Raw genomic sequence first — 25,273 nt, forward strand, 5'->3', positions numbered from 1 at the left:
GGAAACCGGTGGAAATCCGGTGCGGTCGCGCCACTGTGAACAGCCAGACCCTCTCCGGCGAGCACCACCCACCCACCCATGGGCGCGTCACCCGAGGAAGGCCTCACCCTGTGATCCTGCTGCTGTCCACCTCCGACACCGATCTGCTGAGCGCGCGCGCGAGCGGCGCCGAGTACCGGTGGGGCAACCCGGCCCGGCTGCTGGTGGACGACCTGCCCGGCCTGCTCGACGGCGCTGACCTGGTGATCGTGCGCATTCTCGGCGGCAAGCGCGCCTGGGAAGAGGGCCTGGACGCGATCCGCGCGAGTGGGGTGCCGATGGTGGCGCTGGGCGGCGAGATCGCGCCCGACGCCGAGCTGATGGAGTGCTCGACCGTGCCGGTGGGCGTGGCGGCCGACGCGCACAACTACCTGGCCGCCGGCGGCGCCGAGAACCTGCGCCAGCTGCACAACTTCCTCTCCGACACGGTCCTGCTCACCGGCCACGGCTTCGATCCACCCGTGCAGCTGCCGACCTGGGGTGAACTCGAACGCACCGCGCGCATCCTCGAACCGCACGCCCCGACGGTCGCCGTGGTCTACTACCGCGCCCAGCATCTCGCGGGCAACACCGCCTACATCGACGCCCTGTGCACGGCGATCGAGGCCAAAGGCGCGCGGGCGCTGCCGGTGTACGCGGCCTCGCTGCGCACCGCCGAACCCGAACTGCTCACCCTGCTCGGACGCGCCGACGCCCTCGTGGTGACCGTCCTCGCGGCGGGCGGCAGCAAGCCCGCCACCGCGTCGGCCGGTGGTGACGACGAAGCCTGGGACGTGGCCGCGCTGGCCGCCCTGGACGTGCCGATTCTGCAGGGCCTGTGCCTGACCAGCGGCCGCGCGCAGTGGGAGGCCAACGACGACGGCCTGTCCCCGCTCGACGTGGCCACCCAGGTCGCGGTGCCCGAATTCGACGGCCGCATCATCACCGTGCCGTTCTCGTTCAAGGAATTCGACGCCGACGGTCTGTCCGCCTACGTCCCCGATCCCGAACGCGCGGCCCGGGTCGCCGGTATCGCGGTGCGCCACGCCCGCCTGCGTCACATCCCGGCCGCGGACAAGCGGATCGCGATCATGTTGTCCGCCTACCCGACCAAGCACGCCCGTATCGGCAATGCCGTCGGCCTCGACACCCCCGCCAGCGCCATCCGCCTGCTCACCGAACTACGCAGCGCCGGTTACGATCTCGGCGAGACCGGCGAGATTCCCGGCCTCGAGGAAGGCGACGGCGACGCGCTGATCCACGCCCTGATCGCCGCGGGTGGCCAGGACCCGGACTGGCTCAGTGCCGAACAACTCGAAGGCAATCCGATCCGGATCGGTGCCGCCACCTACACCCGCTGGTTCGAGTCGCTGCCCGAGGATCTGCGCGAGGCCGTCAACGAGGCGTGGGGCCCGCCGCCCGGCGAGCTCTACGTCGACCGGTCGGCCGACCCCAAGGGCGAGATCGTCATCGCGGCACTGCGTTTCGGCAACGTGGTGCTGATGGTGCAGCCGCCCCGCGGCTTCGGCGAGAACCCCGTCGCCATCTACCACGACCCCGATCTGCCGCCGAGCCACCACTACCTCGCCGCCTACCGCTGGCTGTCCGCGCCCGATGGTTTCGGCGCCGACGCGATGGTGCACCTGGGCAAGCACGGCAACCTGGAATGGCTGCCCGGCAAGACCCTCGGCATGTCCGCCTCCTGCGGCACCGACGCGGCGCTGGGCGACCTGCCGCTGATCTACCCCTTCCTGGTCAACGATCCCGGCGAGGGCACCCAGGCCAAGCGCCGCGCCCACGCCACCCTCGTCGACCACCTCATCCCGCCGATGGCGCGCGCCGAGACCTATGGCGACATCTCCCGCCTCGAGCAACTGCTCGACGAGCACGCCAACATCTCCGCCCTCGACCCGGCCAAGCTGCCCGCCATCCGTCAGCAGATCTGGACGCTGATGCGCGCCGCCAAGATGGACCACGACCTCGGGCTCGCCGAGCGCCCAGAGGAAGATGTCTTCGACGACATGCTCTTGCACGTCGACGGCTGGCTGTGCGAGATCAAGGACGTACAGATCCGCGACGGTCTGCACATCCTCGGCCAGGCCCCCGAGCACGAGATGGAACTCGACCTGGTGCTGGCCATGCTGCGTGCCCGCCAGCTGTGGGGCGGCGAACAGAACGTCCCCGGCCTGCGCGAAGCGTTGGGCCTCAGCGAAGCCGGTGACGAATCCCGTGACCGCGTCGACGTGGTGGAAGCGCGTGCCCGCGAACTGCTCGGTGCCCTGCAGGCGACGGACTGGTCGGCGGACGCGGTCGACACGCTGGTCGACGATTACGCCACCGCGATTCTCGCTGGCGGAGTAGACGATTCGTCTACCCCCGCGACCGCGTCGACGGGTGTCACAGTCGCGACGAGCGCAGTCGACGCTTCCGAAACGACCATTGCAGGCTCCCTGACCGTGGTCGGTGCGGCCGCGGACGAGTCGGGCGACGTTGCCGCGACCCCGGCGGATTCCAGCAGGGTGACAGAACTCAGCGCCACCCCGCCGACAGGCAGTGTCGCGGTGAGTGGGCGCCTGGCAGCGGTAAAGACCGTCTTGCGCTTCGCCGCCACCGAAGTCGTTCCCCGCCTGCGCGAGACGAGCATCGAGATCGCCCGCGTCCTGCACGCCCTCAGCGGCGGTTTCATCCCGGCCGGCCCCAGTGGGTCCCCCCTGCGCGGCCTGATCAACGTGCTGCCCACCGGCCGGAACTTCTACTCCGTCGACCCCAAGGCCGTCCCCTCGCGCCTGGCATGGGAAACCGGCCAGGCGATGGCCGAATCGCTGGTGGCCCGCTACCTGGCCGACCACGGTGAATACCCGAAGTCGGTGGGCCTGTCGGTGTGGGGCACCTCGGCCATGCGCACTTCCGGCGACGACATCGCCGAAGTATTCGCGCTGCTCGGCGTGCGCCCGGTGTGGGACGAGGCCAGTCGCCGCGTCACCTCCCTCGAGGTGATCTCGCTGGACGAACTCGCCCGCCCGCGCATCGACGTCACCGTCCGCATCTCCGGTTTCTTCCGCGATGCGTTCCCACACGTCCTGGCACTGCTCGACGACGCCGTGCGCCTGGTCGCCGACCTCGACGAGCCCGCCGAGTCGAATTACGTTCGCGCCCACTCCCAGTCGGACCTGGCCGAACACGGCGACACCCGCCGCGCCACCACTCGCATCTTCGGCTCCAAGCCCGGCACCTACGGCGCGGGCCTGCTCCAGCTCATCGACTCCAAGAGCTGGCGCACCGACGACGACCTCGCGCAGGTCTACACCACCTGGGGTGGCTACGCCTACGGTCGCGACCTCGACGGCGCTCCCGCCGCCGACGACATGCGCACCGCCTACAAGCGCATCGCCGTGGCCGCCAAGAACACCGACACCCGCGAACACGACATCGCCGACTCCGATGACTACTTCCAGTACCACGGCGGCATGGTCGCCACGGTCCGCGCGCTGACCGGCAAGAACCCCGAGGCCTACATCGGCGACTCCACCCGCCCCGACGCCGTGCGCACCCGCACACTCTCGGAGGAGACCGCCCGCGTCTTCCGTGCCCGGGTGGTGAACCCGCGCTGGCTCGAGGCGATGCGCCGCCACGGCTACAAGGGTGCCTTCGAGATGGCCGCCACCGTCGACTACCTGTTCGGCTACGACGCCACCACCAATGTGGTCGCCGACTGGATGTACGAGAAGCTCAGCGAGAGCTACGTGTTCGACGACGTGAACCGCAAGTTCATGGAGCAGTCCAACCCGTGGGCCCTGCACGGCATCGCCGAGCGTCTGCTCGAGGCGGCCGAGCGCAAGCTGTGGGAGCACCCCGAGCAGGAGACCCTGGACAAGCTGCGCCAGGTCTACCTCGAGACCGAGGGCGAACTGGAGTAGCTTGCCGAGGCGCTGGAACCCGTTCTACTGTGAACGGGTTGACAGCGTAAGAAAGGGTCGAACATGAGCTCCACCCCGGCGTATTTCACCCGGTCCGACGACGTTTTCGTACCGACCCCGTTCTCGCTGAGTCTGTGGGCGCGCGCCACCCTGTCCGGGCCGCCGGTGTGCGGGTTGATGGCGCGCGAGGTGGAGACGCGCTACTGCACCGACGAGTTCGTCCCGGCGCGGTTGACCGTCGACCTGCACCGGGCGGTGCCCGCGGTGCCGCTGACCGTGCACAGCGAGGTGATCCGGGACGGCAAGCGGGTCCGCGCGGTCGCGATCGAATTGCACGCCGACGGCGCGGTGGTTGCTCGGGGGAGCGCGCTGCTGCTGAAGCGCTCGACCCAGCCGCCGGGTGAAGTGTGGCGGCCCGATCGGGACCGGCCGCTGCCGCCGCCGAGCGCGCTGGCCACCATCGACGAGACCCTGCACCTGTTCGGCAGCGACGGCCATGCCGAGGGCTGGTCGCCGAAGATGACCGAACACCAGAACGACACCCGCAAACGCAAGTGGGTGCGCAACATCCCCGTCGTCGACGGCGAACCCGCCTCGCCGTTCTGCTACGCCGCGATGACCGGCGAGCAGACCAGTCTGGTCACCAACTGGGGCACCGAGGGCATCGGGTTCATCAACACCGACGTCTCGATCACCTTCTCGCGTATGCCGATCGGGACCGACATGGGCGTCGAGGCCGAAAGTCACCTCAGCGACGACGGCATCGCCGCGGGTGCCGCGGTGCTCTATGACACCGAGGGTGCCTTCGGCATCTGCACGACCACGGCCCTGGCCAACGCGCATCGCCAGATCAGCGGCACGGTCATCGACAAGTTGACCGACGTGGTGGCCGAGCTCGCCGTCACGCCGGATCGAGGCCGCTGAACGCCAGCCCCACCGTCGTCCCGCACAGCAGCACACCCATCGCCGAGGTGGTCAGCAGATAGCCGAGGGCGAGGAGCCGGGCCGGTGGGAGCAGGGCCAGCAGGAGTGCCGGGGTGAGCAGGGCGGCCAGGGTCAGCCCCCAGCTGACCCAGTACGAGGTCGCGATCGGTTCGAGCTTCGCGAAGGCGATCGGCCGCGGCACCGGCACCTGCCAGGCGTCCTGCACCGCGAAAGTCGCCGGCACCAGCACGAACACCGCGACGAACAACCCCGCCGACACCCCCCACCCCGAACCCCACCGGCCCCGACCCGCCACCACTGCCCGCACCCACCACACCTTCCCTCGATCCCACGCCGCCGCGCCCCATGCTGCCTCGAGTAGTCGGTGCGGTCCGTGGTTCGCCACGCCGTGTCCTGGTCGACGCTCCGGTCGAGCAGGCCGCGACGAGACGGAGCATCGTCATGCGGCCCACCCCGTTGCCTTGTTCGTGGGCCTGAGACCAGGCCCACGGTCGCCGGACCCGGTATGATTACTTCCCCCAGTCGAACGCATGATCCGGGGGGTGGTGTCGCCGGGCACCGATAGCGTCGACAGACCGCCAATGGGGACAGGGCCGCTGTACAGGTCTCTTCGTAACGTGGGTGCCGGGCGTTGACGCTTCGATCGGCGACCGTTTCCACCAGCGTTTTCGAACCTGACGAGGAAACATCAAGTGACACAGGCATATGCCGTGTTCTGCGGCATCGACGTCGGCAAAGGCGAGCACCACGCAGTCGGACTCGACCCGAACGGCAAACGACTCTTCGACAAAGCGCTGCCCAACGACGAAGCCCGGCTCTGGGCCGTGTTTGACCAGCTCGCCGCCCGGGGACGACTGTTGATCGTGGTCGACCAACCCAACACCATCGGCGCCCTACCGGTCACCGTCGCTCGGGCCTGCGGCCACGACATCGCCTACCTGTCCGGGCTCTCTATGCGCCGCATCGCCGACCTCTACCCCGGTCAGTCCAACACCGATGCCCGCGATGCACACATCATCGCCGACGCCGCCCGCACCATGCCGCACACCCTGCGCCAGGTCGACACCGGCGACGAAACCCTCACCGAGCTCGGTGTTCTCGTCGGATTCGACGACGACCTGACCGGAGAAGCGACCCGCACCAGCAACCGCATCCGCGGCCTGCTCACCAGCATCCACCCCGCCCTCGAACGCGTTCTCGGACCCCGCATCGCCCATCCGGCCGTGTTGGAAATCTTGTCTCGTTGCAGCGGTCCCGAAGGCATCCGGGCCGCCGGCCGACGCAAACTCACCACCATCGCGGTCAAACACGCGCCCCGGATGGGCGCTCGGTTGGTCGAGGAAACCCTGGCCGCGTTGCCTGCCCAAACTGTCGTCGTTCCCGGCTCTCACGCCGCCGAGACAGTTCTGCCGAAGCTCGCGGACTCGTTGAAAACTGTTCTGCTGCAACGGAAACATATGGCGGTCGATATCGAGGAGATGCTGGCCGATCACCCTCTTTCCCAGGTCCTGACCTCGATGCCGGGCATCGGAGTCAGGACCGGAGCCCGCATCCTGCTCGAAGTCGGCGACGGCACCGCATTCGCCTCCGCCGGCCACCTCGCCTCCTACGCCGGCATCGCCCCGATCACCCACCGATCAGGCAGCTCGATCCGTAGCGAATTCCCCTCCCGATCCGGCAACCACAAGCTCAAACGGGCGTTGTTCTTGTCCGCGTTCGCCGCCCTGCACGATCCGGCCTCGCGCACCTACTACGACCGCAAACGCGCCGAGGGCAAGAAGCACAACGCCGCTCTCATCTGCCTGGCCAGGCGCCCGCTGCGACGTTCTCTACGCCATGCTCAAACACAAGGAGCACTACCGCGACCCCCTGAATCGGGCTGCCTGAACTCGGCTGTCTCGCTACAGTCGCACAGTGCTCGACCTCATCGCGCCAACCACACAACTGCATCGCGCCTGGCTCGAAGCACATGCCGAGTGGGGCGCAGGCCCTCATGAAGACGGGTTCGGGCTGACACCAGCCGATGAAGTCGACTCACCGGCCGGATTCGCGGCCTGGGTGGGGCGACTGCTCGACGAGTCGACGCAGACCACCTACCGGTGGATTGTTGATGACCAGCGGGTCCTGGGCGGGATCGCGCTACGTCACGATCTCGATGAGTATGTGCGCTGGGCTGGCCACATCGGCTTCGGCATCCGCCCGACCGCGCGCCGACGCGGGCTGGCCAGCTGGGCGCTTGGACGCATGCTCGACCGAGCCCGCCAACTCGGCATGGAACGCGTTCTGCTCGTCTGCGCCGTCGACAACGTCGCCTCCGCGAAAACGATCCAGAGCTTGGGCGGAGTCTTCGAAGGGGTTTGCGACACCGACCTCGGCCCCGCGCAACGCTACTGGATCACACTCCCTCGACCGAGCAACTGATGTTCAAGCGCTGCCCCTCACACGGTTGACGAAAACCATAGGGACACCCCCCGGACGATGGGTGTTCGCTCAGGCAGGTGCCAGGGTGACGATGAGTTCGTCGGCGATCGATTCGGCCTTGACCAGGGCTTCGCCGAGATATAGCGTCGCCGCGCGAGGTCGGCCGTCGGGGAGGGGGACCACGGAGACGGCGTCGACCCGACGTCCCAGCAGGCGGTCATACGGCGGCTCGTCGGTGACGTCGAAGGCGGTGTACTTGCCCGAGATGGCGACGTATTCGATATTGACCGGGTCGACCAGCGGTTCGAACGGGTCGCGCCACGGTGCCGCGCCGATGCGCAGTTCGGTGCCGTCGACACCGGCGTCGAGCAGCAGGGTCGCCCCGGTGTGGAAGGTGAACTCGATCGGGCCCTCGGTGCGGTCGATGTCGTCGCCGAGGACGTAGAACATCCGGCGGACGGCGACGATGGTCGCGTCGACCGCGGCATTGAGCGCGGTGCGGCCGTGCTCGTCGGTGTCGGACACAGGATTCCTCTGGCGATCGGACCGGGCGGGATGAGCCATCATGTCGCCGGAGGTCGACACGGTGCAACTCGGCGCGGCGTGTTCACTCGCCCCACCGGCTCGTAGAGTGGATTCATGCCCGATTACGCCCTGGTCGACACTGCCGCGGTGGCGCGCGCGGCCGACCTGCTGGCCGGGCGTCGCGTCGTGGTGGTCTCCGGCGCGGGTCTGAGTACCGACAGCGGCATCCCCGACTACCGCGGTCCCGATTCGCCGCCGCGCACGCCGATGACCTACCAGCAGTTCGTCGGTGATCCGGTGTTCCGCCAGCGCTATTGGGCGCGCAATCATCTGGGCTGGCGCCGCATGGACGCCGCCCGGCCCAATCCGGGGCACCGTGCGATCGCCCGGCTGGAGCGCGGCGGGGTGGTCTCGGGCGTGATCACCCAGAATGTCGACCTGCTGCACACCAAGGCGGGCGCGCGCCGGGTGATCGACCTGCACGGCACCTATGCGCGGGTCCGCTGCCTGCGTTGCCCCACCCTGATCTCCCGGATGACCCTCGCGCACCGCCTCGAAGCCGCGAATCCCGGCTTCGCCGACGATGTCTCGGCGACCGGGATCGAGGTCGCCCCGGACGCTGACGCCGTGGTCACCGACACCAGCCGCTTCCGCATGGTCGACTGCGCGCACTGCGGGGGCATGCTCAAACCCGACATCGTCTACTTCGGCGAGAACGTCCCGCCCGACCGGGTGGTCGCGGCCTTCGATCTCGTCGACGACGCGCAGGCACTGCTGGTCGCCGGGTCCTCGCTGACAGTGATGTCGGGGCTGCGGTTCGTGCGCCGCGCCGCGCGCAACGGCATCCCGGTCGTGATCGTGAACCGCGGTCCCACGCGCGGTGACCGGTCCGCCACGCTGCGGATCGACGCCGGTTGCTCGGAAGCGTTGTGCGCCTTGGCCGATCGGCTCGTCCCGGTCCGGTGACGACCGCGTCCGACAGCTGATCGTCCTCGGCCCCAGGGTTGGAACGGGGCTCGAGTTCGTCTCCACATTCGGCAGCCCCGACCGTCGATTCGCCCGATTCCGGCGGGAAATGATCGGTCACTTGATCCCTCGATGAGGGTGGCGGATTCGACGTGGGTAAGCTCGGCGCACCAGCGCATGAAGAGTTCCACCCGCCGCGCAAAGTTTCCTCGCAGCGGGGTTGTCGGCCCTCGTGTGGGCCGAATGATCGACACCCACTTTGCCAGCCGATCAGAACCAGGGCTTTTCCATGACCGATACCGCCGTTGTCGAACCACGCCTCACGCACCGCCAGACCCTCACCATTCTGTCCGGCTTGCTATTGGGGGTGTTCCTCGCCGCGCTCGACCAGAACATCGTCAGCGTCGCGATCGTGCGGATCGCGAACAGTCTCGACGGGTTCGACGAACAGGCTTGGGCGACAACGGCTTACCTGATCACCGCCACCGTCACCACCCCGCTCTACGGCAAACTCGCCGACATCTACGGCCGCAAACCGTTCTATCTGCTCGCCATCACCCTGTTCGTCCTCGGCTCGGCGGCCTGCTGCTTCGCGACCACGATGTACGAACTGGCGGCCTTCCGCGCGTTTCAGGGGCTGGGCGCGGGCGGGCTGATGGCCTTGGCGTTCACCATCGTCGGCGACATCGTGCCCGCCCGCGAGAGGGTGCGCTACCAGGGCTATTTCCTGATGGTGTTCGGCATCGCCACGGTGCTCGGCCCGGTGGTCGGCGGCTTCCTGGCCGACTACGACTCGCTCGGCGGGATCGAGGGCTGGCGGTGGGTGTTCCTGGTGAATGTGCCGGTGGGAGTCCTGGCCTTTCTCGTCGTGGCGAAGGTGCTCGACGTCAAGCATGTGCGTCAACCCAGCCGGATCGACTGGTTCGGCGCGTTCACCCTCGTCGTCGGCGTCGTGCCGTTGCTGATCGTGGCCGAGCAGGGGCGGGTGTGGGGCTGGACCTCGCCGAACGCGGTGCTCTGCTACGGAATCGGTGCGGCGGGACTGCTGGCGTTCCTGGTCGTGGAGTACCTGATGAAGGACGCGGCGCTGATCCCGCTGCGACTGTTCCGCAGTTCCACCTTCAGCATCGCGATCCTCGGCGGATTCCTCGTCGGCGTCGCCATGTTCGGCGCGATCATGATGGTGCCGCAGTATCTGCAGGTGGTGCGTGGTTTCTCACCGACCGAAGCCGGACTGCTGATGTTGCCGCTGGTGCTGGGCATCATGGTCGGCGCGCAACTGTCGGGGCTGATCACCAAGGCCAGCGGGCGTTACAAGGTGCTGCCGGTCCTGGGCGCGTTGATCCTGGCGGTCGGCTGCGCGCTGTTCTCGCGGGTCGGCTACGACGGTCCGCTGTGGCAGCCACTGGCCTACAGCGCGATCATGGGTTTCGGTCTCGGCGGCTGTATGCAGACGCTGATCATCGCCGCGCAGAACGCCGTCGGCCGCACCGAGATGGGTGTCTCCACCGCGGCCGCGACCTTCTTCCGTCAGCTCGGCGGCACCCTGGGCGTCGCGGTGTTCCTGACCGTTCTGTTCGACCGGCTGCCCGGGCAGATCCTCGGCGCCTTCGGCGGGACCCTGCCGCCCGGTCTCGACGCCGACCAGCTCGCCGCCTTGCAGAGCGACACCAGCGGTATCGCCGCGCTGCCCGACGAACTGCGGATTCCGATCCTGGAGGGTTTCACCGGCGCCATCCAGGACGTGTTCCTGCTCGCCGCGGATCTCGCCGTTGTCGCGTGTGTGGTGCTGGTGTTCATGAAAGAGATTCCGCTGCGGGAGGATCCGGCGCCCGAGGAGATCACCGACGGCGCCCTGCTGCGCGATGTGAGCCTGCACGACGCGCACGAGATGGCCGGACAGCTGCGGCCCGCCGCCACCGGCCGGGTGATCGCGGGCCTGCTGCGCCGCGACGACGCGCGCCCCGTGCCCGCCGCCATCCTGACCCTGATCGACCAGCACGGCCACCAGGTGGCGCGCGGCAACGGCGACGCCGACGGCGCCTACGTGATCGAGGCGCCGGAACCGGGCAACTACGTGCTGATCGCCGCCGCGGTGGGCCATCAGCCCGAGGCGGTGAGCGTGTCGATGGGGGAGCGCGCCCAGCACGTCGACTTGATGCTCACCGGCGCCGGGGAACTCACCGGGATCGTGCGCTCGGCGCGCCGCGGCGAACCATTGTGGGGTGCGACGGTGACCCTCACCGATCCCGAGGGCGATGTGGTCGGCGCGGCGATCACCGGCGAGGACGGCGCCTACGTGTGCCGCGATGTCGTGAGCGGCACCTACACCCTGGTCGCGGTCGCCGACCACATGCGCCCGGCCGCGGTCGCGCTCACCGTGCCCGAGACGGGCTCACTACACCGCGACATCGACCTGGAACCGATGGCGATCCTGGTCGGCTCTGCCTGGGTCGACGGCGACCGCCCCGTCGCCGACATCCAGATCACCGTCCTCGACTCCGGCGGCGACCCCGCGGCCACCGCCCGCACCGACGAGAAGGGCCACTACCTGGTCCCTGACCTACCGGAAGGCGAGTACACGGTGGTCGCGCGCGGCTACCCGCCGGTGTCGAGTCAGGTGTCGGTGACCCGCGGCGAGATCACCCACGATGTGACCCTCGGCTACGACAACGAGGAATCGCTGCACCGCCGCTGAGAGCGGTCACTGCTCCGTCAGGCGGACTCGGCGACCCGCTCGGCGCGGTAGACGTCGGCGAGTTCGGCCAGTGGGATCCCGAGTGCCTCGGCCAAGCCGACGACGGTGCCGAACGCGGGGGAGGGCATCCGTCCCGACTCGATCTTGCGCAGCGTTTCCGGGGAGATCCCCGCGCCCTGGGCGACCTCGCCCAGGTCCCGCTCGCCACGCGCCGTCCGCAGACGACGCCCCAATCGGCGGCCTGCCTCTACCTGCTCCGGACTGAGCGGAAGACGAACCATACGCCCGATGGTATGTGCTCGCCCCCGGCACTGGCCAGCGCCCCGGTTACGCTCTGGACGTTCGATCACCAGGATCTGGTGGCACGCGGCTCTCGGGTCGATGCCGCCACCAGATCCTGGTGATCGTCTGTCCGAGATCAGCGGGCGCGTTGGAGTTCGAGGGCGATGTCGATGAGTTGGTCTTCCTGGCCGCCGACGAGTTTGCGTTTGCCCGCCCGGACCAGCATTTCCGCGGCCGAGACGCCGTAGCGTTCGGCTTGGCGTTCGGCGTGTTTGAGGAAGCTGGAGTAGACCCCGGCGTAGCCCATCATGAGAGCTTGGCGGTCCAGGAGACATTCGGTGGGCATGGCGGGGCGGACGACGTCTTCGGCGGCGTCGGCGATGGCGAAGAAATCGACACCCGTGGCGATGCCGAGTTTGTCGGCGACGCCGATGAACGCTTCGACGGGGGTGTTTCCGGCACCGGCGCCGAAGCGGCGTGCCGAACCATCGATCTGGGTGGCGCCCGCGCGAACCGCGTAGATCGAGTTCGCGACGGCCAGGCCGAGGTTTTCGTGGCCGTGGAACCCGACCTGGGCGTCAGTGCCGAGTTCGGTGACCAGGGCGGCGACGCGGTCGGCGACCTGGTCCAACACCAGCGCGCCGGCGGAGTCGACGATGTAGACGCATTGGCAGCCGGCATCGGCCATGATGCGGGCTTGTCGGGCCAGTGTTTCGGGGGGTTGGGTGTGCGACATCATGAGGAACCCGACGGTTTCCAGGCCGAGGTCGCGGGCGTAGCCGAAGTGCTGGACCGAGACGTCGGCTTCGGTGCAGTGGGTCGCGACCCGGCAGATGGACGCGCCGTTGTCCTGGGAGATCTTGATGTCTTCCTTCACAGCCACACCGGGGAGCATGAGGAAGGCGATTTTGGCTTGTTTGGCTGTTTGGGCGGCGATGGTGATGAGTTCTTGTTCGGGGGTTTTGGAGAACCCGTAGTTGAACGAGGACCCGCCCAGGCCGTCGCCGTGGGTGACTTCGATGACCGGGACTCCGGCGCCGTCGAGGGCGGCGACGATGTCGCGGACTTCGGTGGTGGTGAATTGGTGGCGTTTGTGGTGGGAGCCGTCGCGTAGGGAGGTGTCGGTGACGCGGACGTCGAGATCTGCTGAGAAGACCATGATGGGAAGCTCCTTACACCCGAGCCGAGCGGATTTGACCGGCGATGACCTCGCCGACCTTGGTCGCCGCGGCGGTCATGATGTCGAGGTTGCCCGCATACGGCGGTAGGAAGTCACCGGCGCCTTCGACCTCGACGAACACCGAGACCTTGGCCAAACCACCGGAGACCACGGAGGGTTCGTCGAACTGGGGTTCGTTGAGCAACCGGTAGCCGGGAACATACTGTTGGATGTCGGCGACCATGCGGTGGATGGAGTCGGTGATCGCATCGTGGTCGGCGTCGTCGGGGATGGCGCAGAAGATGGTGTCGCGCATGATCATCGGTGGTTCGGCGGGGTTCAAGATGATGATGGCCTTGCCGCGAGCGGCGCCGCCGATGGTTTCGACACCCTTGCTGGTGGTCTTGGTGAACTCGTCGATGTTGGCGCGGGTGCCTGGGCCGGCCGAGACCGAGGACACCGAGGCGACGATCTCGGCGTACGGGACCGGGACGACGCGGGAGACTGCGGCGACGATCGGGATGGTGGCTTGTCCACCGCAGGTGATCATGTTGACGTTCGGGGCGTCGATCAGCGAGGCCAGGTTCACCGGTGGCACGACCGCGGGCCCGACCGCGGCGGGGGTGAGGTCGACGGCGCGGATGCCGAGTTCGGCGTAGCGGGGTGCGGCGGCGCGGTGGACGTAGGCCGAGGTCGCTTCGAACACCACGTCGGGTTTCTCGTCTTGGGCCAGTAGCCAGTCGACGCCGTCGGCGGAGGTTTCCAGCCCGAGTCCGCGGGCGCGTTCGAGTCCTTCGCTGTCGGGGTCGATGCCGATCATCCAGCGGGGGGTGATGGTGTCGGTGCGCAGGAGTTTGTAGAGCAGGTCGGTGCTGATGTTGCCGGATCCGACGATCGCGGCGGTGACGGTCCCGTTGGACACGGTTGGCCTCCTGGTTGGTGGGGATGGGTCGAGTCGGCAGTGTCGCGGAGTGCCCGAGCCGAACCCGGGGATCACGGGAGACTTCGTTGTCACCGATGAAGCTGTGCAAAATGGGCGTGCGCGTCCTCCACGTCACCGATTCCGGTGCGGGTGGAGTGGTCCGGGGTCGCGACGGGGGTCGTTTCACTGCGCGAAACTCACTGCCGGAATCGGTTCAGGCGAAGCTCAGCCGGACGGATCCGAGTCCGGAGAACTCGGCATGGAAAACGTCCCCGGGACGGGCATCGATGGCGCGAGTACACGAACCGGGCAGCACGATGTCCCCGGCTTTCAACCGGACTCCGAAGGAGGCGACCTTGCGCGCCAGCCAGGCCACCGCGATCACCGGGTCGCCGAGGACGGCGTCACTGCACCCGTCGGCCACGACCTCACCGTTGCGGGTGAGCACCGCGTCGATGGCGGTGATGTCGATGTCGGTGGGCGCGACGCGTGCGCGACCGAGGACATACCCGGCCGAGGACGCATTGTCGGAAATGGTGTCGCACAACCCGATCTGCCAGTCGGTGATCCGGGAATCGATCAACTCGATCGATGGCGCGTAGGCCACCGTCGCGGCCAGCACATCGGCCTCGGTGCAGTCCTCACCGGGCAGATCGGCGCCGAGGACGAAACCGACCTCGACCTCCACCCGCGGCAGCAGGAAACGAGAGGTCTCGACCGGAACGTCCTCGAAGACCGCCATGTCCGCGAGCAGGTGCCCGTAGTCGGGTTCGTCGACACCCATCATCTGCTGCATCGCCTTCGACGACAGCCCGACCTTGTGCCCGACGACCTCGGCCCCGGAACGCACCCGGCGCTGGATGTTGAGCAGCTGGATCTCGTAGGCATCGACGACATCGATGTCGGGATACCGGTCGACGAGCGGGCCCACAGCCACCCGATCCTGCTCGGCCCGCGCCAGTTCGTCGGCGAGTGCGGTGCGCACGGTGGGGGTCAGCATGTCGGCTCCATTCTTGTGCTGGCGATGACGATCCCATCGTGGTGCGCCGGGGCCGCGTCCGTTCGGCGCCTTCCCGCTGGATGGAAGCAAATCCGCACACATCAGAAGCGGATGCGGATCGTGTCGGTGCGCGGGCGGGCCTGGCAGGCGAGGGTGTACCCGGCGTCGATGTCCTCTTGGTCGAGCACACCGGTGTTGTCCATGCCGACCTCGCCGTCGACGACTGTGCAGGCGCACGAACCGCATTCGCCCTCCCGGCACGAGTACGGCACATCGATGCCGTCGGCCAGCAGCACGTCGACCAGCGTCCGGGAGCGCGGCCAGGCCAGGGCGTGTACTTCGCCGTCGAGCTCCACCTCCACGCGGGCCGCGTCGGCCGACTCCGCCGCCGCGATCGGTTCGGGCGCGGCGAACGGATCGCCCGACAGGGAGGTGAACACCTCGGTGGTCACCCGGTCGCGTGGCCAGCCCGCCCCCGCCAACGCGGTTGTCACCGCAGTCATGAACGGGCCGGGCCCGCAGACGAACGACTCGTATTCCCGGTAGGAAGCGGCGAATTCGGCCAGGCGCGCACCGGTCGGCAAGCCCTGCAGCGACTCCAGCCAGTGGGTGACGGTGAGCCGGTCGGGATAGCGGTCGGCCAACTCGCGCAGTTCATCGGCGAAGATCACCGACTCCTGATCGCGATTGGCGTAATACAGGACCACCCGGCCCTCGGCCCGCACCAGCGCCGAGCGCAGGATCGACATCACCGGCGTGATCCCGCTGCCCGCCGCCCACAGCAGCAGATCGGTGTCGAGGGACGCGGGAGTGAAGGTGCCCAGCGGTGGCAGCACGTCCACGGTGTCGCCGACAGCGATGTTGTCGCACAACCAATTCGAGCCGTAGCCGCCCACAGTGCGCTTCACCGTCACCTTCGGTGGTTCGCCGGTGTCGGGCGAACTGGCCAGCGAATAGCAGCGGGCCACCGCGCCCGTCGGTCCGCCGGGAATCCGCAAGGTCAGGAACTGGCCGGGCCGGTAGGCGAAGCGGTCGTCGTCGGGCAGGTCGAACACCAGCGAGCGCGCGTCCGCCGTCTCCTCGATCACCGCCGACACCCGCAGCGTCACCACTCGCGGCCGATCACCCTTCGTCTTCGTCACTGCCGTCCTCCGATCACGCCTCCGGTGCGAAACGTGGGTAACGGTGGCAGCGCGGCCACGCGGTGGCGCCGATCGATCCCGATGGCCGGGAGGCCGCCGCGCACTGCCCGCTGACCGGGACGACCAGGGCGGATGCGGCAGGTGCCGACCCTAGCCTCGGGCCGATGAAACGTATGCAGAACAGCGTCGCGCTGGTCACCGGCGCGGCCGGCGGCATGGGCCGGGCCCACTGTCGCCGGCTGGCCGAGGAAGGCGCCGACATCATCGCACTCGACATCGCCACCGCCAGCGACGAACTCGCGGCCACCGCCGCGGCGGTCGAGGCGGCGGGCACCCGGTGCGTCACCGGCATCGCCGATGTGCGCGACCAGGATTCGCTGGACGCCGCCGTCGCCGCGGGCATGCGCGCGTTCGGCCGCCTCGACGTGATCGTGGCCAACGCGGGCATCTACACCGACCTCGGCCCCTCCTGGGAGATGGCAGACCAGGCCTGGCAGCGCACCGTCGACATCAACCTGACCGGTGTCTGGCACACCGTGCGCGCCGGGGCGCCCGCCCTGGTCGACGGCGGATCGATCGTGATCGTGAGCTCCACCAACGGCCTGACCGGTGCGGCCACCGCCGCGCACTACTCGGCGAGCAAGCACGCCGTGGTCGGCCTGGCCCGCACCCTGGCCAACGAGCTGGGGGAACGCGGGATCCGGGTGAACACCGTGCACCCCGGTTCGGTGGCAACGCCGATGATCCTCAACGACGCCGTCTACGCCAAACTCCGCCCCGACCTGCCGAACCCGACGCGTGACGACGCCGCCGAGGCACTGCAACGCCGCACTCTGCTCCCGGTGCCGTGGGTGGAACCGGTCGACGTGAGCAATGCCGTGCTCTTCCTCGCATCCGACGAGTCCCGTTTCGTGACGGGAACCCAGCTCGTGGTGGATGCCGGACTGATTCAGAAGGTGTGACATGGGACGTGTTTCCGGCAAAGTAGCGCTGATCACCGGCGCCGCCCGCGGCATCGGCCGCGCCCAGGCGATCCGCTTGGCGCAGGAGGGCGCCGACATCATCGCCGTCGACCTCTGCGGCCCGGTCGACACCGTGGTGACCCCGCCGGCGAGCCGCGAGGACCTCGACGAGACCGTCCGCGCGGTCGAGGCGACCGGCGCGCGGATCGTCGCCGACATCGTGGACGTGCGCGACGGCACCGTCCTCCGTGCCGCGGTCGACGCGGGCGTCAAGGAACTCGGCGGTCTCGACATCGTCTGCGCCACCGCGGGAATCACCTCGAGCGCGGGCGCACTGGACCTGACCGAGCAGCAGTGGCAGACGATGATCGACATCAACCTCACCGGCGTCTGGCAGACCTGCAAGGCCGCCACGCCGCACCTGATCGAGCGTGGGAGCGGGTCGATGATCCTGACCAGCTCGATCGCGGGCCTGCGCGGCCTCGTCGGCGTCGCCCACTACACCGCCGCCAAACACGGTGTGGTCGGCCTGATGCGCTCCCTGGCCCAAGAACTCGCCCCGCACCACATCCGGGTGAACTCGGTCCACCCCACCAATGTCGACACCCTGATGATCCAGAACGACATGGTGCGCCAGAAGTTCCGCCCCGACCTGGAGAAGCCGACCCGTGCGGAATTCGCCGAGGCGGCCGTGACGATGAACATGCTCCCCATCCCGTGGGTCGAACCGGTCGACATCGCCAACGCCGCCCTGTTCCTGGCCTCGGACGAGGCCCGCTACATCACCGCGGTGACCTTGCCGGTCGACGCGGGCAGCACCCAGCGCTGAACCAGGCGCTGCGGGGCGCCCGCGCCTGCGGCCCCCGCAGCAGCCTGCGCACGGGTCCGACGCATTCGGTCCATCGGCCAATGCCGCGATCCCCGAACCCGCGGTACTGAAAGCGGGCCTGGCACACCTGTGGTTCGTGGCAATCCACCCATTCGACGATGGCAACGGCAGAATCGCCCGCGCCCTCGGCGATCTGGCCCTGGCCCGATCCGAGCACAGCCACCGCCGCTTCTACAGCCTGTCCGCTCAGATCCAGCGCGACCTCGAGAACTACTACGCCATCCTCGGGCGCACCCAACGAGGCAACCTCGATGTCACCGACTGGCTGCTCTGGTTCCTCGACGCGCTACACCAGTCGATCATCAACGCCGACACCGCCATCGACGCGGCACTAGCAAAAGCGAGCTTCTGGCGGACCTGGCACGCGACAGCGATGAACCCCGCCAGATCGACATGCTCAGCCGGCTCCTGGACGGCTTCGACGGAAAACTGACCAGCCGCGAATGGGCGATCATCACCAAAACCTCTCAGGCCTCCGCCCTCCGCGACATCAACGAACTCATCGACCTCGGCGCACTACGACGCTCCGATTCGAGCGGGCGAAGTACGTCATACGAACTGATCGCAACCAGCGGGAATTCCGTGCCAGAGCGCGACATCACCCAGCGCTGATCCACTGCGGTGCCGCCGGAACGACAATGCGCGGGCCACCGGATCACGACGGCCCGCGCAGCACGGATACGGGGAGGTTCATACCCCTCGCGCGGGGTCCTCGCGGGTGAGGAAAGCCAGGACGGCCGATTCGAATTCGGCCTTGCGTTCGATCATCGCCCAGTGTCCGCAGTTCGGGAACACGTGCAGTTCGGCGCGGGGGATGGTGCGCATCGGGATGAGGGCCATGTCCAGCGGGCTCACCCGGTCGTCGCGGCCCCAGGTGATCAGGGTGGGGGCCTTGACTTTGTGCAGCATCGCCCAGGGTGGGGGTGCGTCGGAGGCTTCCATGGCTCGGACCATCGCACCGAACGCGGCCTTGCTGTACATCCGGCGGGCGGAATCGAGGGTGGCCGGGTCGGTGGCCTGGGTCCAGCGTTCCTCGATGAGCTCCTCGGTGACCATGGCCGGGTCGAACACCATCGAATGCAGCCACTGGATCAGCCGCTCGCGGGTGGGTTCCTCGGTGAACTCCTGCAGCAGCTTGATGCCCTCACCAGGGCCGGGGCTGAAGATGTTGCGGCCGATACCGCCGATGGTCACCAGCTTGCCGACCCGATCCGGCTGCGCGATCGCGTAATTGAGCGCGACCCCGCCGCCCATCGAGTTGCCGATGATGTCGACGCGTTCCAGATCCAGCGCGTCGACGAAGCGACCGACCGCGTCCAGGGCGGTGACCATCGGGTGACCGCCGAAGTCCTCGCTCACACCGAAACCGGGGAACTCCAGGATCAGGCAGCGGAACCGGTCGGCGAAGGTCGCGAGATTGCCGCGGAAGTTGCGCCAGCCGGTGACACCAGGCCCGGACCCGTGCAGGAGCAGCAGCGGCGGACCGTCGCCCGCTTCGTGGTAGCGCAGAACGCCTGCGTCCGTGCGGATCTCGCGCAGGGTGTGGTCGTAGTCGAGGTCCATCAGGGCGCCACCACGCCCAGGTCGTCGCGTTCGTTCATGAGTTCTCCTTGTTTCGATGCTTCAGCCGAGCCGGCCGGGGACCGGCTCGTGGCGCAGCTGATCGGTCGCCAATTCGCCTTCCAGCACGGCCTTTTCGATGGAATCGCGCAGTGCCGGACAGGTGGGGATCCAGCTGCTGTGCTCGCCGAGCGCGGCCCGGCGGGCGAACTCCGGGCACGCGGACTCGGCGTCGTCGAGCCACTGCACGCTGGTGTGGCTCGGACTGAACTTCTCGGCGAGAACCTTGTTCCCGCAGGTACCGCACTGGATCGGCTGCATGGTCGTCCTCACTCTCAGCGTTCGCCCGCGGCGTGACGCGCGCCGACATAGCCGAACACCATGGCGGGACCGATCGTCGCGCCGGCGCCCGCGTAGTCGTTGCCCATGACCGCGGCCGCGGTGTTGCCGGTGGCGTAGAGCCCGGCGATGACGCTGCCGTCGGCCCGCAACACCTGGGCGTTGTCGTTGTAGACCAGACCGCCCTTGGTGCCGAGATCGCCGATGCGCACGCGCAACGCGTAGTACGGGCCCTTGTCGAGCACGTCGAGCGCGGGTTGCGGCAGCGTCGGGTCGCCGTAGTAGTTGTCATAGGCGCTGATCCCGCGATCGAAATCCTCGTCCCGGCCGTCGCGCGCGAACTCGTTGTAGCGCTGCACCGTCGCACCCAGCGCGGCGACGGGGACATCGATCGCCGCGGCCAGTTCGGCGACGGTCGGCGCCGTGCGGATCAGGCCCGTCTCCAGCCACGAGGCCGGGAACTTCTGCCCGGGCACGATGCCGCCGATCGGATAGCGGCCCTTGGCCTTCGTGTCGAAGATCAGCCAGGCCGGATCGTGGCTGCCCGCGAGCTGGGCGTGCACGAAGGTCACATACGGTGACGCCTCGTTGGTGAACCGCCTGCCCGCGCCGTCGACGATGATCGAGCGCGGGATCGAGCGCTCCGACACCAGCACCTGGTTGAGGCCGCCGGGCCGCTGGAACGAGGGCATCCACCACGCGTCGTCCATGAGATCGACCGCGGCGCCGACCTGCTCACCGGCCACGATGCCGTCGCCGGTGTTGTCGGTGGAGGCGGCGCTGAAGTTGTCGCGGCCGCCCTCGGGCAGGTAGCGCTTGCGCATGGCCTGGTTGTGTTCGAAGCCGCCGGTCGCCAGCAGCACGCCTTGGCGCGCCCGGATCCGGATCTCGCGGCCGTCGCGTTCGGCCACCACGCCGAGCACCGCGCCCGTGTCGTCGGTGATCAGCGAGCGCAGCGGGGTGTCGAGCCACAGTGGGACACCGGCATCGCGCAAGGCCAGCCGCAAGCGGGCGATCAACGCCCGGCCGAGGGTGTCCATGTGCCTGCGCAACACGATCGCCTTGACTGCCCGCAGCCCGGTCAGCAGCGCCGTCCAGCGCGCCTTCCAGGTGCGGGTCACCATGTTGAGCTGGACGAAGTCCTTGGAGGTGATGAACAGGCCGGGCGGCGTCGCGAGCGCGGCGGGCCGCAACAGTTCCTCGTCGTCGCCGAGCTGCTTCAGATCCACCGGCAACGGCTCGATGGATCGGCCTGCCGGACGTCCGCCGGGCGCCTCGGGATGATAGTCGGAATAGCCGGTGCACCACTGGAATCGCAGGTGCGGGCTGGTCTCGAGGAACTCGAGCATCCGCGGGCCCTCGTCGATGAACCGGTCGATGTTGGCCGAGGGCACCCGGTCACCGACGACCGCGTCGAGGTAGGCGCGCACATCGGCGCGGGAATCGCCGAGCCCGGCGTGCAGCAGGGTCGGGTTGTTGGGGACCCAGATGCCGCCGCCGGAGAGCGCGGTGCTGCCGCCGTAGACCGACGCCTTGTCGATGACCAGGGTGTCGAGCCCGCGGTCGGCGGCGGCGAGCGCGCCGGTGAGACCACCGGCGCCGCTGCCGACGACCAGGAAGCCGACCTCGTGGTCCCAGGATTGTTGTTCAGGTGCAGTCATCGTCGCCTCAGCCGGTCACCATGTCGTCGGGGGACCAGAACGCGCGCATGCTGCTGATCAGCCCGTTCTCGTCGAAGGTCATCACATCGATCGGATCGAGGGTGAAGCTCTGCTCCCCGAACCGGGTGACGATCCGGAAACTGAACGCCGCGCTGTCGCCCGCGACGCGCACGGTGAACAGCTCGCTCGATCGCTCCAGCGGTTCGATCACGTCGTAGAACTTCCGGATGGCGGCATGGCCGACATGGGGCTCGGAACCGACGGGATCCTCGACCGTCGCGTCCTCGCGGTAGAGGGCGACGATGTCGGCGGCGGTGCCGCTGCCGACCGCCTCCACATACCGCCGCACGGTGTCTCGGATGTCGTCTGCTGATGCCATGTGTTGCTCCTGGAATGAGGGGTTTGGTGCACCGAACCACGGCCGGTGGCCGCGTCGGACCGGTTCTCCCGGCCAGCGGGAGGAAGGTCTCAGGTGCCGAGCATGTCGAGCACAGCCAGGTGGCTGAACAGCATGGAGGCGCCGATGGGATTGCCGCCGCCGGGGTAGACGGTGCCGCTGACCGCGGCCATGGTGTTGCCCGCGGCGTAGAGCCCGCCGATCGGCTCGTCGTCGCGACCGAGGACCCGCGCGGCGCTGTCGGTACGCAGTCCGCCCTTGGTGCCCAGATCCGAGATCCCGAACGCCGCCGCGTGGTAAGGGCCCTTGTCGATGGTCACCAGCGGCGGCTCACCGCCGGAGAAGGCTCGGTCGTAGGCTTCGTCGCCACGCCCGAAATCGGGGTCGACGCCGGTGGCGACGTGCGCGTTGAACCGGTCGACGGTGGCCACGAGATTCTCCGCCGGTACCCCGATCTTCGCGGCGAGTTCGGGCAGGGTGTCGGCGGTGTGCCACAGCCCGGCGGCGACGTACTTCTCGGTCTCGACCATGGACACGTTGGTGGCCTTGATCGGCGGCACCTCGCCTTCTTTGTCGTCGTAGATCATCCAATACGGCAGGTTCAGCGCGCCCTCGTCGAGCCGCTGGATGATCTCGCGCCCGAGCCGGTCGTAAGGCGCGGACTCGTTCACGAACCGCTTGCCCCGCTGGTCGACGAAGATCCCACCGGTGAACCACAGCGCGAACGCCGACCGCCCGTCCGGGTGGGTCAGCCCCGGTGACCACCACGCCTGATCCATCAGGTCGGTGTCGGCACCCGCCGCGATCCCGGCCTGATGCGCCCGCCCCTGATTTCCCCAGGGCCCCATGGTGTCTCGCGCCAGTCCCGGCACACCGTAGTGCTCGCGCAGCTGCTGGTTCTGTTCGAAACCGCCCGCCGCGAGCACCACGCCGCGTCGCGCGCGGATCGCGACCCGCTCGCCGTAGCGTTCGACGATCGCGCCGGTCACCACATCGTCCTCCAGCACCAGCTCCACCAGCGGCGAATCCAGGTACAGCCGGGCGTGCGGGTAGGTCGACAGCGCCCACAGCAGACGTCCGATCAGGGCCTGCCCGCCGATGAGCAACTCCGGCAGCGGCGCGCCGAGCCGGTCGGTGTCGAGCGGGCCGCGCAGCGAGTCGCGCAGGGCGCCCAGTTCGGCGGCCTGCAGCGGCACCGGCATGATGTGGCGCTGACCGTCGAGCCGAGCCTTGGGCGCCTTCCCGAAGTAGTCCGGCCACGGCAGCATCTGGAACGCGAAGTGGTCGTCGGCTTCGAGGTATTCGATGAGGTCGCGGCCCCGCCGGACATAGGTCTGCTGCAATTCGTCGGGCGTGCGGTCGCCGACGACGGCGCGGTAGTAGGTGAGCGCGTCCTCGATGGTGTCGTCGGTGCCTGCGCGCTCGAGCACCGGGTTGACCGGGAACCAGACCCCGCCGCCGCCCGAGTACGCCGTCGTGCCACCGAACTTGTCGGTCGCCTCGACGACGGCGACGCTGAGCCCTTCGCGGGCGGCGGTGTAGGCACCGGCCAGGCCACCGCCCGAACCCGCGACCAACACATCCACCTCGTCGTTCCAGTCCACCACTGTCTCCTTCCGGTACCACCCCGCGATGAGCACGACGGTAGGCCCGCCGGGCACGGGCGCGGTGCGGATCGTCCCGATCACCGGGAGGGCAACAGCTTCGGCGAACGTGCCGGTCAGCGGGAGGGCCACCTGCTCGAACAGCGCGCGCGTCCCTAGCGTCGCCGCGGAGAACCGTCTCCATCGAAAGGTAGGCACAGTGAAGCCATCGTCACCAGCACAGGGCCCGGCCGAGGTCGACGTGGTCGTCGTCGGCGCGGGCATCGCGGGCCTGTACGCCCTGCACAAGTTCCGGAGCCGGGGGCTCACCGTGCGCGTGCTCGAGGCCGGCGACGGGGTGGGCGGGGTCTGGTACTGGAACCGCTATCCTGGCGCGCGCTGCGACGTCGAGAGCGTCGACTACTCGTACTCGTTCGACGAGGCGCTGCAGCAGGAATGGGACTGGAGCGAGAAGTACGCCGCCCAACCCGAGATCCTGGCCTATCTCGAACACGTCGCCGACCGCTTCGACCTGCGCCGCGACATCGAATTCGGCACGCGCGTCACCGATGTCGTGCTCGACGAGCAGACCCTGCGCTGGCAGGTCGACACCGACACCGGGCGCGCGCTGACGGCCCGGTTCGTCGTGCTGGCCACCGGCCCACTGTCGAACGCGAACACCCCGGCGATCGAGGGTCTCGACACGTTCGCCGGCCGGGTGCTGCACACCTCGCACTGGCCGCACGACGGAGTCGATCTGACCGGCGAGCGGGTCGGTGTCATCGGCACCGGATCCTCCGGGATTCAGGCGATCCCGTGCCTGGCCGAACAGGCACAGCGGCTGCACGTCTTCCAGCGCACCGCCAATTACAGTGTGCCCGCGGGAAATACGCTGTTGACTGAGCAGGACCGGCGGGCGCAGAAGGCCGACTACGCGCGGCGGCGGCAATTGTCGATGGCCAGCGGCGGCGGCTCACCGCACCAGGCGCACCCCGAACCGGCCCTCGCGGTCAGCGAGCAGGAGCGGCGGGCCGCCTACGAGAAGCGTTGGGCGCTGGGCGGAGTGCTGTTCAGCAAGACCTTCCCCGATCAGCTGACCGACCCGGCCGCCAATGACACCGCGCGGCTGTTCTGGGAGGAGAAGGTGCGCGCCGTGATCGACGATCCGCGAGTGGCCGACCTGCTCGTCCCGGGCGATCACCCGATCGGCACCAAACGCATCTGCACCGACACGAACTACTACCAGACCTACAACCGCGACAATGTCGAGCTCGTCGACCTGAAGACCACGCCCATCGCCCGCATCGACGCCGAGGGCGTGCACACCACCGCCGCGCACTATCCGATCGACACCCTGGTGCTCGCCACCGGCTTCGACGCGATGACCGGTTCGGTGGCGCGGATGAACATCGTCGGGCGCGACAGCCGGACTCTGAACGAGGCATGGCATGAAGGGCCGAAAACCTATCTGGGACTGGGGATGACGGGCTTCCCGAACCTGTTCAATCTCACCGGTCCCGGTAGTCCCTCGGTGCTGGCCAACATGGTGCTGCACTCCGAACTGCACGTCGACTGGGTGGCCGAGGCCATCGGTTTCCTCGAAACCAGGGCAGCGGTGGCGCTGGAAGCGCGCGCCGACGCGGTCGCGGCCTGGGTCGACGAATGCGCGGCCCGGGCGGCGGGAACCCTGATGACCCAGGCGAACTCGTGGTACCTCGGCGCCAACATCGCGGGCAGGCCGCGAGTGTTCATGCCCTTCGTCGGCGGCTTCGGCGTGTACGGCCAGATCATCGCCGAGGTCGCGGCCGCGCAGTACAAGGGCTTCGACGTCATCGAGGCGTGACGCCGACGGCGGGGTGGTCCGACGACGAGCACCCCGCCGCCGCC

At 68.7% G+C, this 25,273-nt stretch carries 21 protein-coding genes and 1 pseudogene; 10 read left to right on the forward strand and 12 right to left on the reverse strand.

Going from position 1 to position 25,273, the window contains the following annotated elements; all coding sequences use genetic code 11:
• The first annotated feature begins 110 nt into the window (after window positions 1-110).
• Together cobN and BOX37_RS11815 are read left to right on the forward strand one after the other, a co-directional pair.
• On the forward strand, window positions 111-3,935 hold the full coding sequence (gene cobN / locus BOX37_RS11810; protein WP_071927686.1) for a cobaltochelatase subunit CobN: 3,825 nt from the start codon (window positions 111-113) through the stop codon (window positions 3,933-3,935).
• A 63-nt stretch (window positions 3,936-3,998) separates the two neighbouring features.
• Window positions 3,999-4,859 carry an acyl-CoA thioesterase domain-containing protein gene (locus tag BOX37_RS11815; protein ID WP_071927687.1) on the forward strand — a complete coding sequence of 287 codons (861 nt, stop codon included), beginning with the start codon at window positions 3,999-4,001 and terminating at the stop codon, window positions 4,857-4,859.
• Here the strand turns inward: BOX37_RS11815 and BOX37_RS11820 are convergent.
• Window positions 4,837-5,265, reverse strand: a complete 429-nt coding sequence (locus BOX37_RS11820) for a hypothetical protein (protein ID WP_156910365.1) — start codon at window positions 5,263-5,265, stop codon at window positions 4,837-4,839. The genes BOX37_RS11815 and BOX37_RS11820 overlap by 23 nt on opposite strands.
• 307 nt (window positions 5,266-5,572) lie before the next feature.
• Between BOX37_RS11820 and BOX37_RS11825 the strand changes: the two are divergent.
• Window positions 5,573-6,767 (forward strand): annotated as a pseudogene (locus BOX37_RS11825) (IS110 family RNA-guided transposase).
• 27 nt (window positions 6,768-6,794) lie between these two features.
• Complete coding sequence (locus BOX37_RS11830) at window positions 6,795-7,301, forward strand: GNAT family N-acetyltransferase (RefSeq protein ID WP_071927689.1); 507 nt, start codon at window positions 6,795-6,797, stop codon at window positions 7,299-7,301.
• Window positions 7,302-7,370: 69 nt separating this feature from the next.
• Here the strand turns inward: BOX37_RS11830 and BOX37_RS11835 are convergent, their stop codons facing one another.
• A complete protein-coding gene (locus tag BOX37_RS11835) occupies window positions 7,371-7,826 on the reverse strand; it encodes a hypothetical protein (protein ID WP_071927690.1) in 456 nt (151 codons plus the stop codon).
• 114 nt (window positions 7,827-7,940) lie between these two features.
• Between BOX37_RS11835 and BOX37_RS11840 the strand changes: the two genes are divergently transcribed.
• Window positions 7,941-8,792, forward strand: coding sequence for a Sir2 family NAD-dependent protein deacetylase (locus BOX37_RS11840; protein WP_071927691.1), 852 nt, complete (start codon window positions 7,941-7,943; stop codon window positions 8,790-8,792).
• A 289-nt stretch (window positions 8,793-9,081) separates the two neighbouring features.
• A complete protein-coding gene (locus BOX37_RS11845) occupies window positions 9,082-11,490 on the forward strand; it encodes an MFS transporter (protein ID WP_071927692.1) in 2,409 nt (802 codons plus the stop codon).
• Window positions 11,491-11,507: 17 nt separating this feature from the next.
• On the opposite strand, the gene BOX37_RS11850 is transcribed toward BOX37_RS11845, so the two are convergent.
• The 5 genes from BOX37_RS11850 to BOX37_RS11870 all read right to left on the reverse strand — a co-directional run bounded on the left by BOX37_RS11850 (window position 11,508) and on the right by BOX37_RS11870 (window position 15,995).
• On the reverse strand, window positions 11,508-11,771 hold the full coding sequence (locus BOX37_RS11850; RefSeq protein ID WP_071927693.1) for a helix-turn-helix domain-containing protein: 264 nt from the start codon (window positions 11,769-11,771) through the stop codon (window positions 11,508-11,510).
• Window positions 11,772-11,908: 137 nt separating this feature from the next.
• Entirely contained in the window at window positions 11,909-12,931 is a 1,023-nt protein-coding gene (gene dmpG, locus BOX37_RS11855; protein WP_071927694.1) for a 4-hydroxy-2-oxovalerate aldolase, read from the reverse strand.
• 13 nt (window positions 12,932-12,944) lie between these two features.
• Window positions 12,945-13,853: an acetaldehyde dehydrogenase (acetylating) gene (locus tag BOX37_RS11860; RefSeq protein ID WP_071927695.1), complete on the reverse strand. Its 909-nt coding sequence runs from the start codon at window positions 13,851-13,853 to the stop codon at window positions 12,945-12,947.
• 214 nt (window positions 13,854-14,067) lie between these two features.
• On the reverse strand, window positions 14,068-14,853 hold the full coding sequence (locus tag BOX37_RS11865; RefSeq protein WP_071927696.1) for a 2-keto-4-pentenoate hydratase: 786 nt from the start codon (window positions 14,851-14,853) through the stop codon (window positions 14,068-14,070).
• Between the two features lie 101 nt (window positions 14,854-14,954).
• A complete protein-coding gene (locus BOX37_RS11870; RefSeq protein WP_071927697.1) occupies window positions 14,955-15,995 on the reverse strand; it encodes a ferredoxin--NADP reductase in 1,041 nt (346 codons plus the stop codon).
• A 164-nt stretch (window positions 15,996-16,159) separates the two neighbouring features.
• On the opposite strand from BOX37_RS11870, the gene BOX37_RS11875 reads away from it, so the two are divergent.
• The 3 genes from BOX37_RS11875 to BOX37_RS33265 all read left to right on the forward strand — a co-directional run bounded on the left by BOX37_RS11875 (window position 16,160) and on the right by BOX37_RS33265 (window position 18,279).
• The gene (locus BOX37_RS11875) at window positions 16,160-16,957 is read left to right on the forward strand and encodes a mycofactocin-coupled SDR family oxidoreductase (RefSeq protein WP_071927698.1); all 798 of its coding nucleotides are present in this window, start codon (window positions 16,160-16,162) and stop codon (window positions 16,955-16,957) included.
• A 1-nt stretch (window position 16,958) separates the two neighbouring features.
• Window positions 16,959-17,786 (forward strand): mycofactocin-coupled SDR family oxidoreductase, encoded by an 828-nt coding sequence (locus BOX37_RS11880; RefSeq protein WP_071927699.1) that lies wholly within the window; start codon window positions 16,959-16,961, stop codon window positions 17,784-17,786.
• 88 nt (window positions 17,787-17,874) lie between these two features.
• Complete coding sequence (locus BOX37_RS33265) at window positions 17,875-18,279, forward strand: Fic family protein (protein ID WP_338039865.1); 405 nt, start codon at window positions 17,875-17,877, stop codon at window positions 18,277-18,279.
• A 257-nt stretch (window positions 18,280-18,536) separates the two neighbouring features.
• Here the strand turns inward: BOX37_RS33265 and BOX37_RS11895 are convergent, their stop codons facing one another.
• The 5 genes from BOX37_RS11895 to BOX37_RS11915 form a co-directional block, all read right to left on the reverse strand.
• On the reverse strand, window positions 18,537-19,409 hold the full coding sequence (locus BOX37_RS11895; RefSeq protein ID WP_071927702.1) for an alpha/beta fold hydrolase: 873 nt from the start codon (window positions 19,407-19,409) through the stop codon (window positions 18,537-18,539).
• A gap of 60 nt (window positions 19,410-19,469) precedes the next feature.
• On the reverse strand, window positions 19,470-19,727 hold the full coding sequence (locus BOX37_RS11900; RefSeq protein WP_071927703.1) for a hypothetical protein: 258 nt from the start codon (window positions 19,725-19,727) through the stop codon (window positions 19,470-19,472).
• 14 nt (window positions 19,728-19,741) lie between these two features.
• Complete coding sequence (locus BOX37_RS11905; protein WP_071927704.1) at window positions 19,742-21,406, reverse strand: FAD-binding protein; 1,665 nt, start codon at window positions 21,404-21,406, stop codon at window positions 19,742-19,744.
• A gap of 7 nt (window positions 21,407-21,413) precedes the next feature.
• Complete coding sequence (locus BOX37_RS11910) at window positions 21,414-21,785, reverse strand: nuclear transport factor 2 family protein (protein WP_071927705.1); 372 nt, start codon at window positions 21,783-21,785, stop codon at window positions 21,414-21,416.
• An 89-nt stretch (window positions 21,786-21,874) separates the two neighbouring features.
• On the reverse strand, window positions 21,875-23,410 hold the full coding sequence (locus tag BOX37_RS11915; protein WP_071931409.1) for an FAD-binding protein: 1,536 nt from the start codon (window positions 23,408-23,410) through the stop codon (window positions 21,875-21,877).
• Between the two features lie 196 nt (window positions 23,411-23,606).
• Between BOX37_RS11915 and BOX37_RS11920 the strand changes: the two genes are divergently transcribed.
• A complete protein-coding gene (locus tag BOX37_RS11920; protein ID WP_071927706.1) occupies window positions 23,607-25,229 on the forward strand; it encodes a flavin-containing monooxygenase in 1,623 nt (540 codons plus the stop codon).
• The last annotated feature ends 44 nt before the right edge of the window (window positions 25,230-25,273 follow it).

The organism is Nocardia mangyaensis (genome assembly GCF_001886715.1).
In the GTDB taxonomy this organism is placed as follows: domain Bacteria; phylum Actinomycetota; class Actinomycetes; order Mycobacteriales; family Mycobacteriaceae; genus Nocardia; species Nocardia mangyaensis.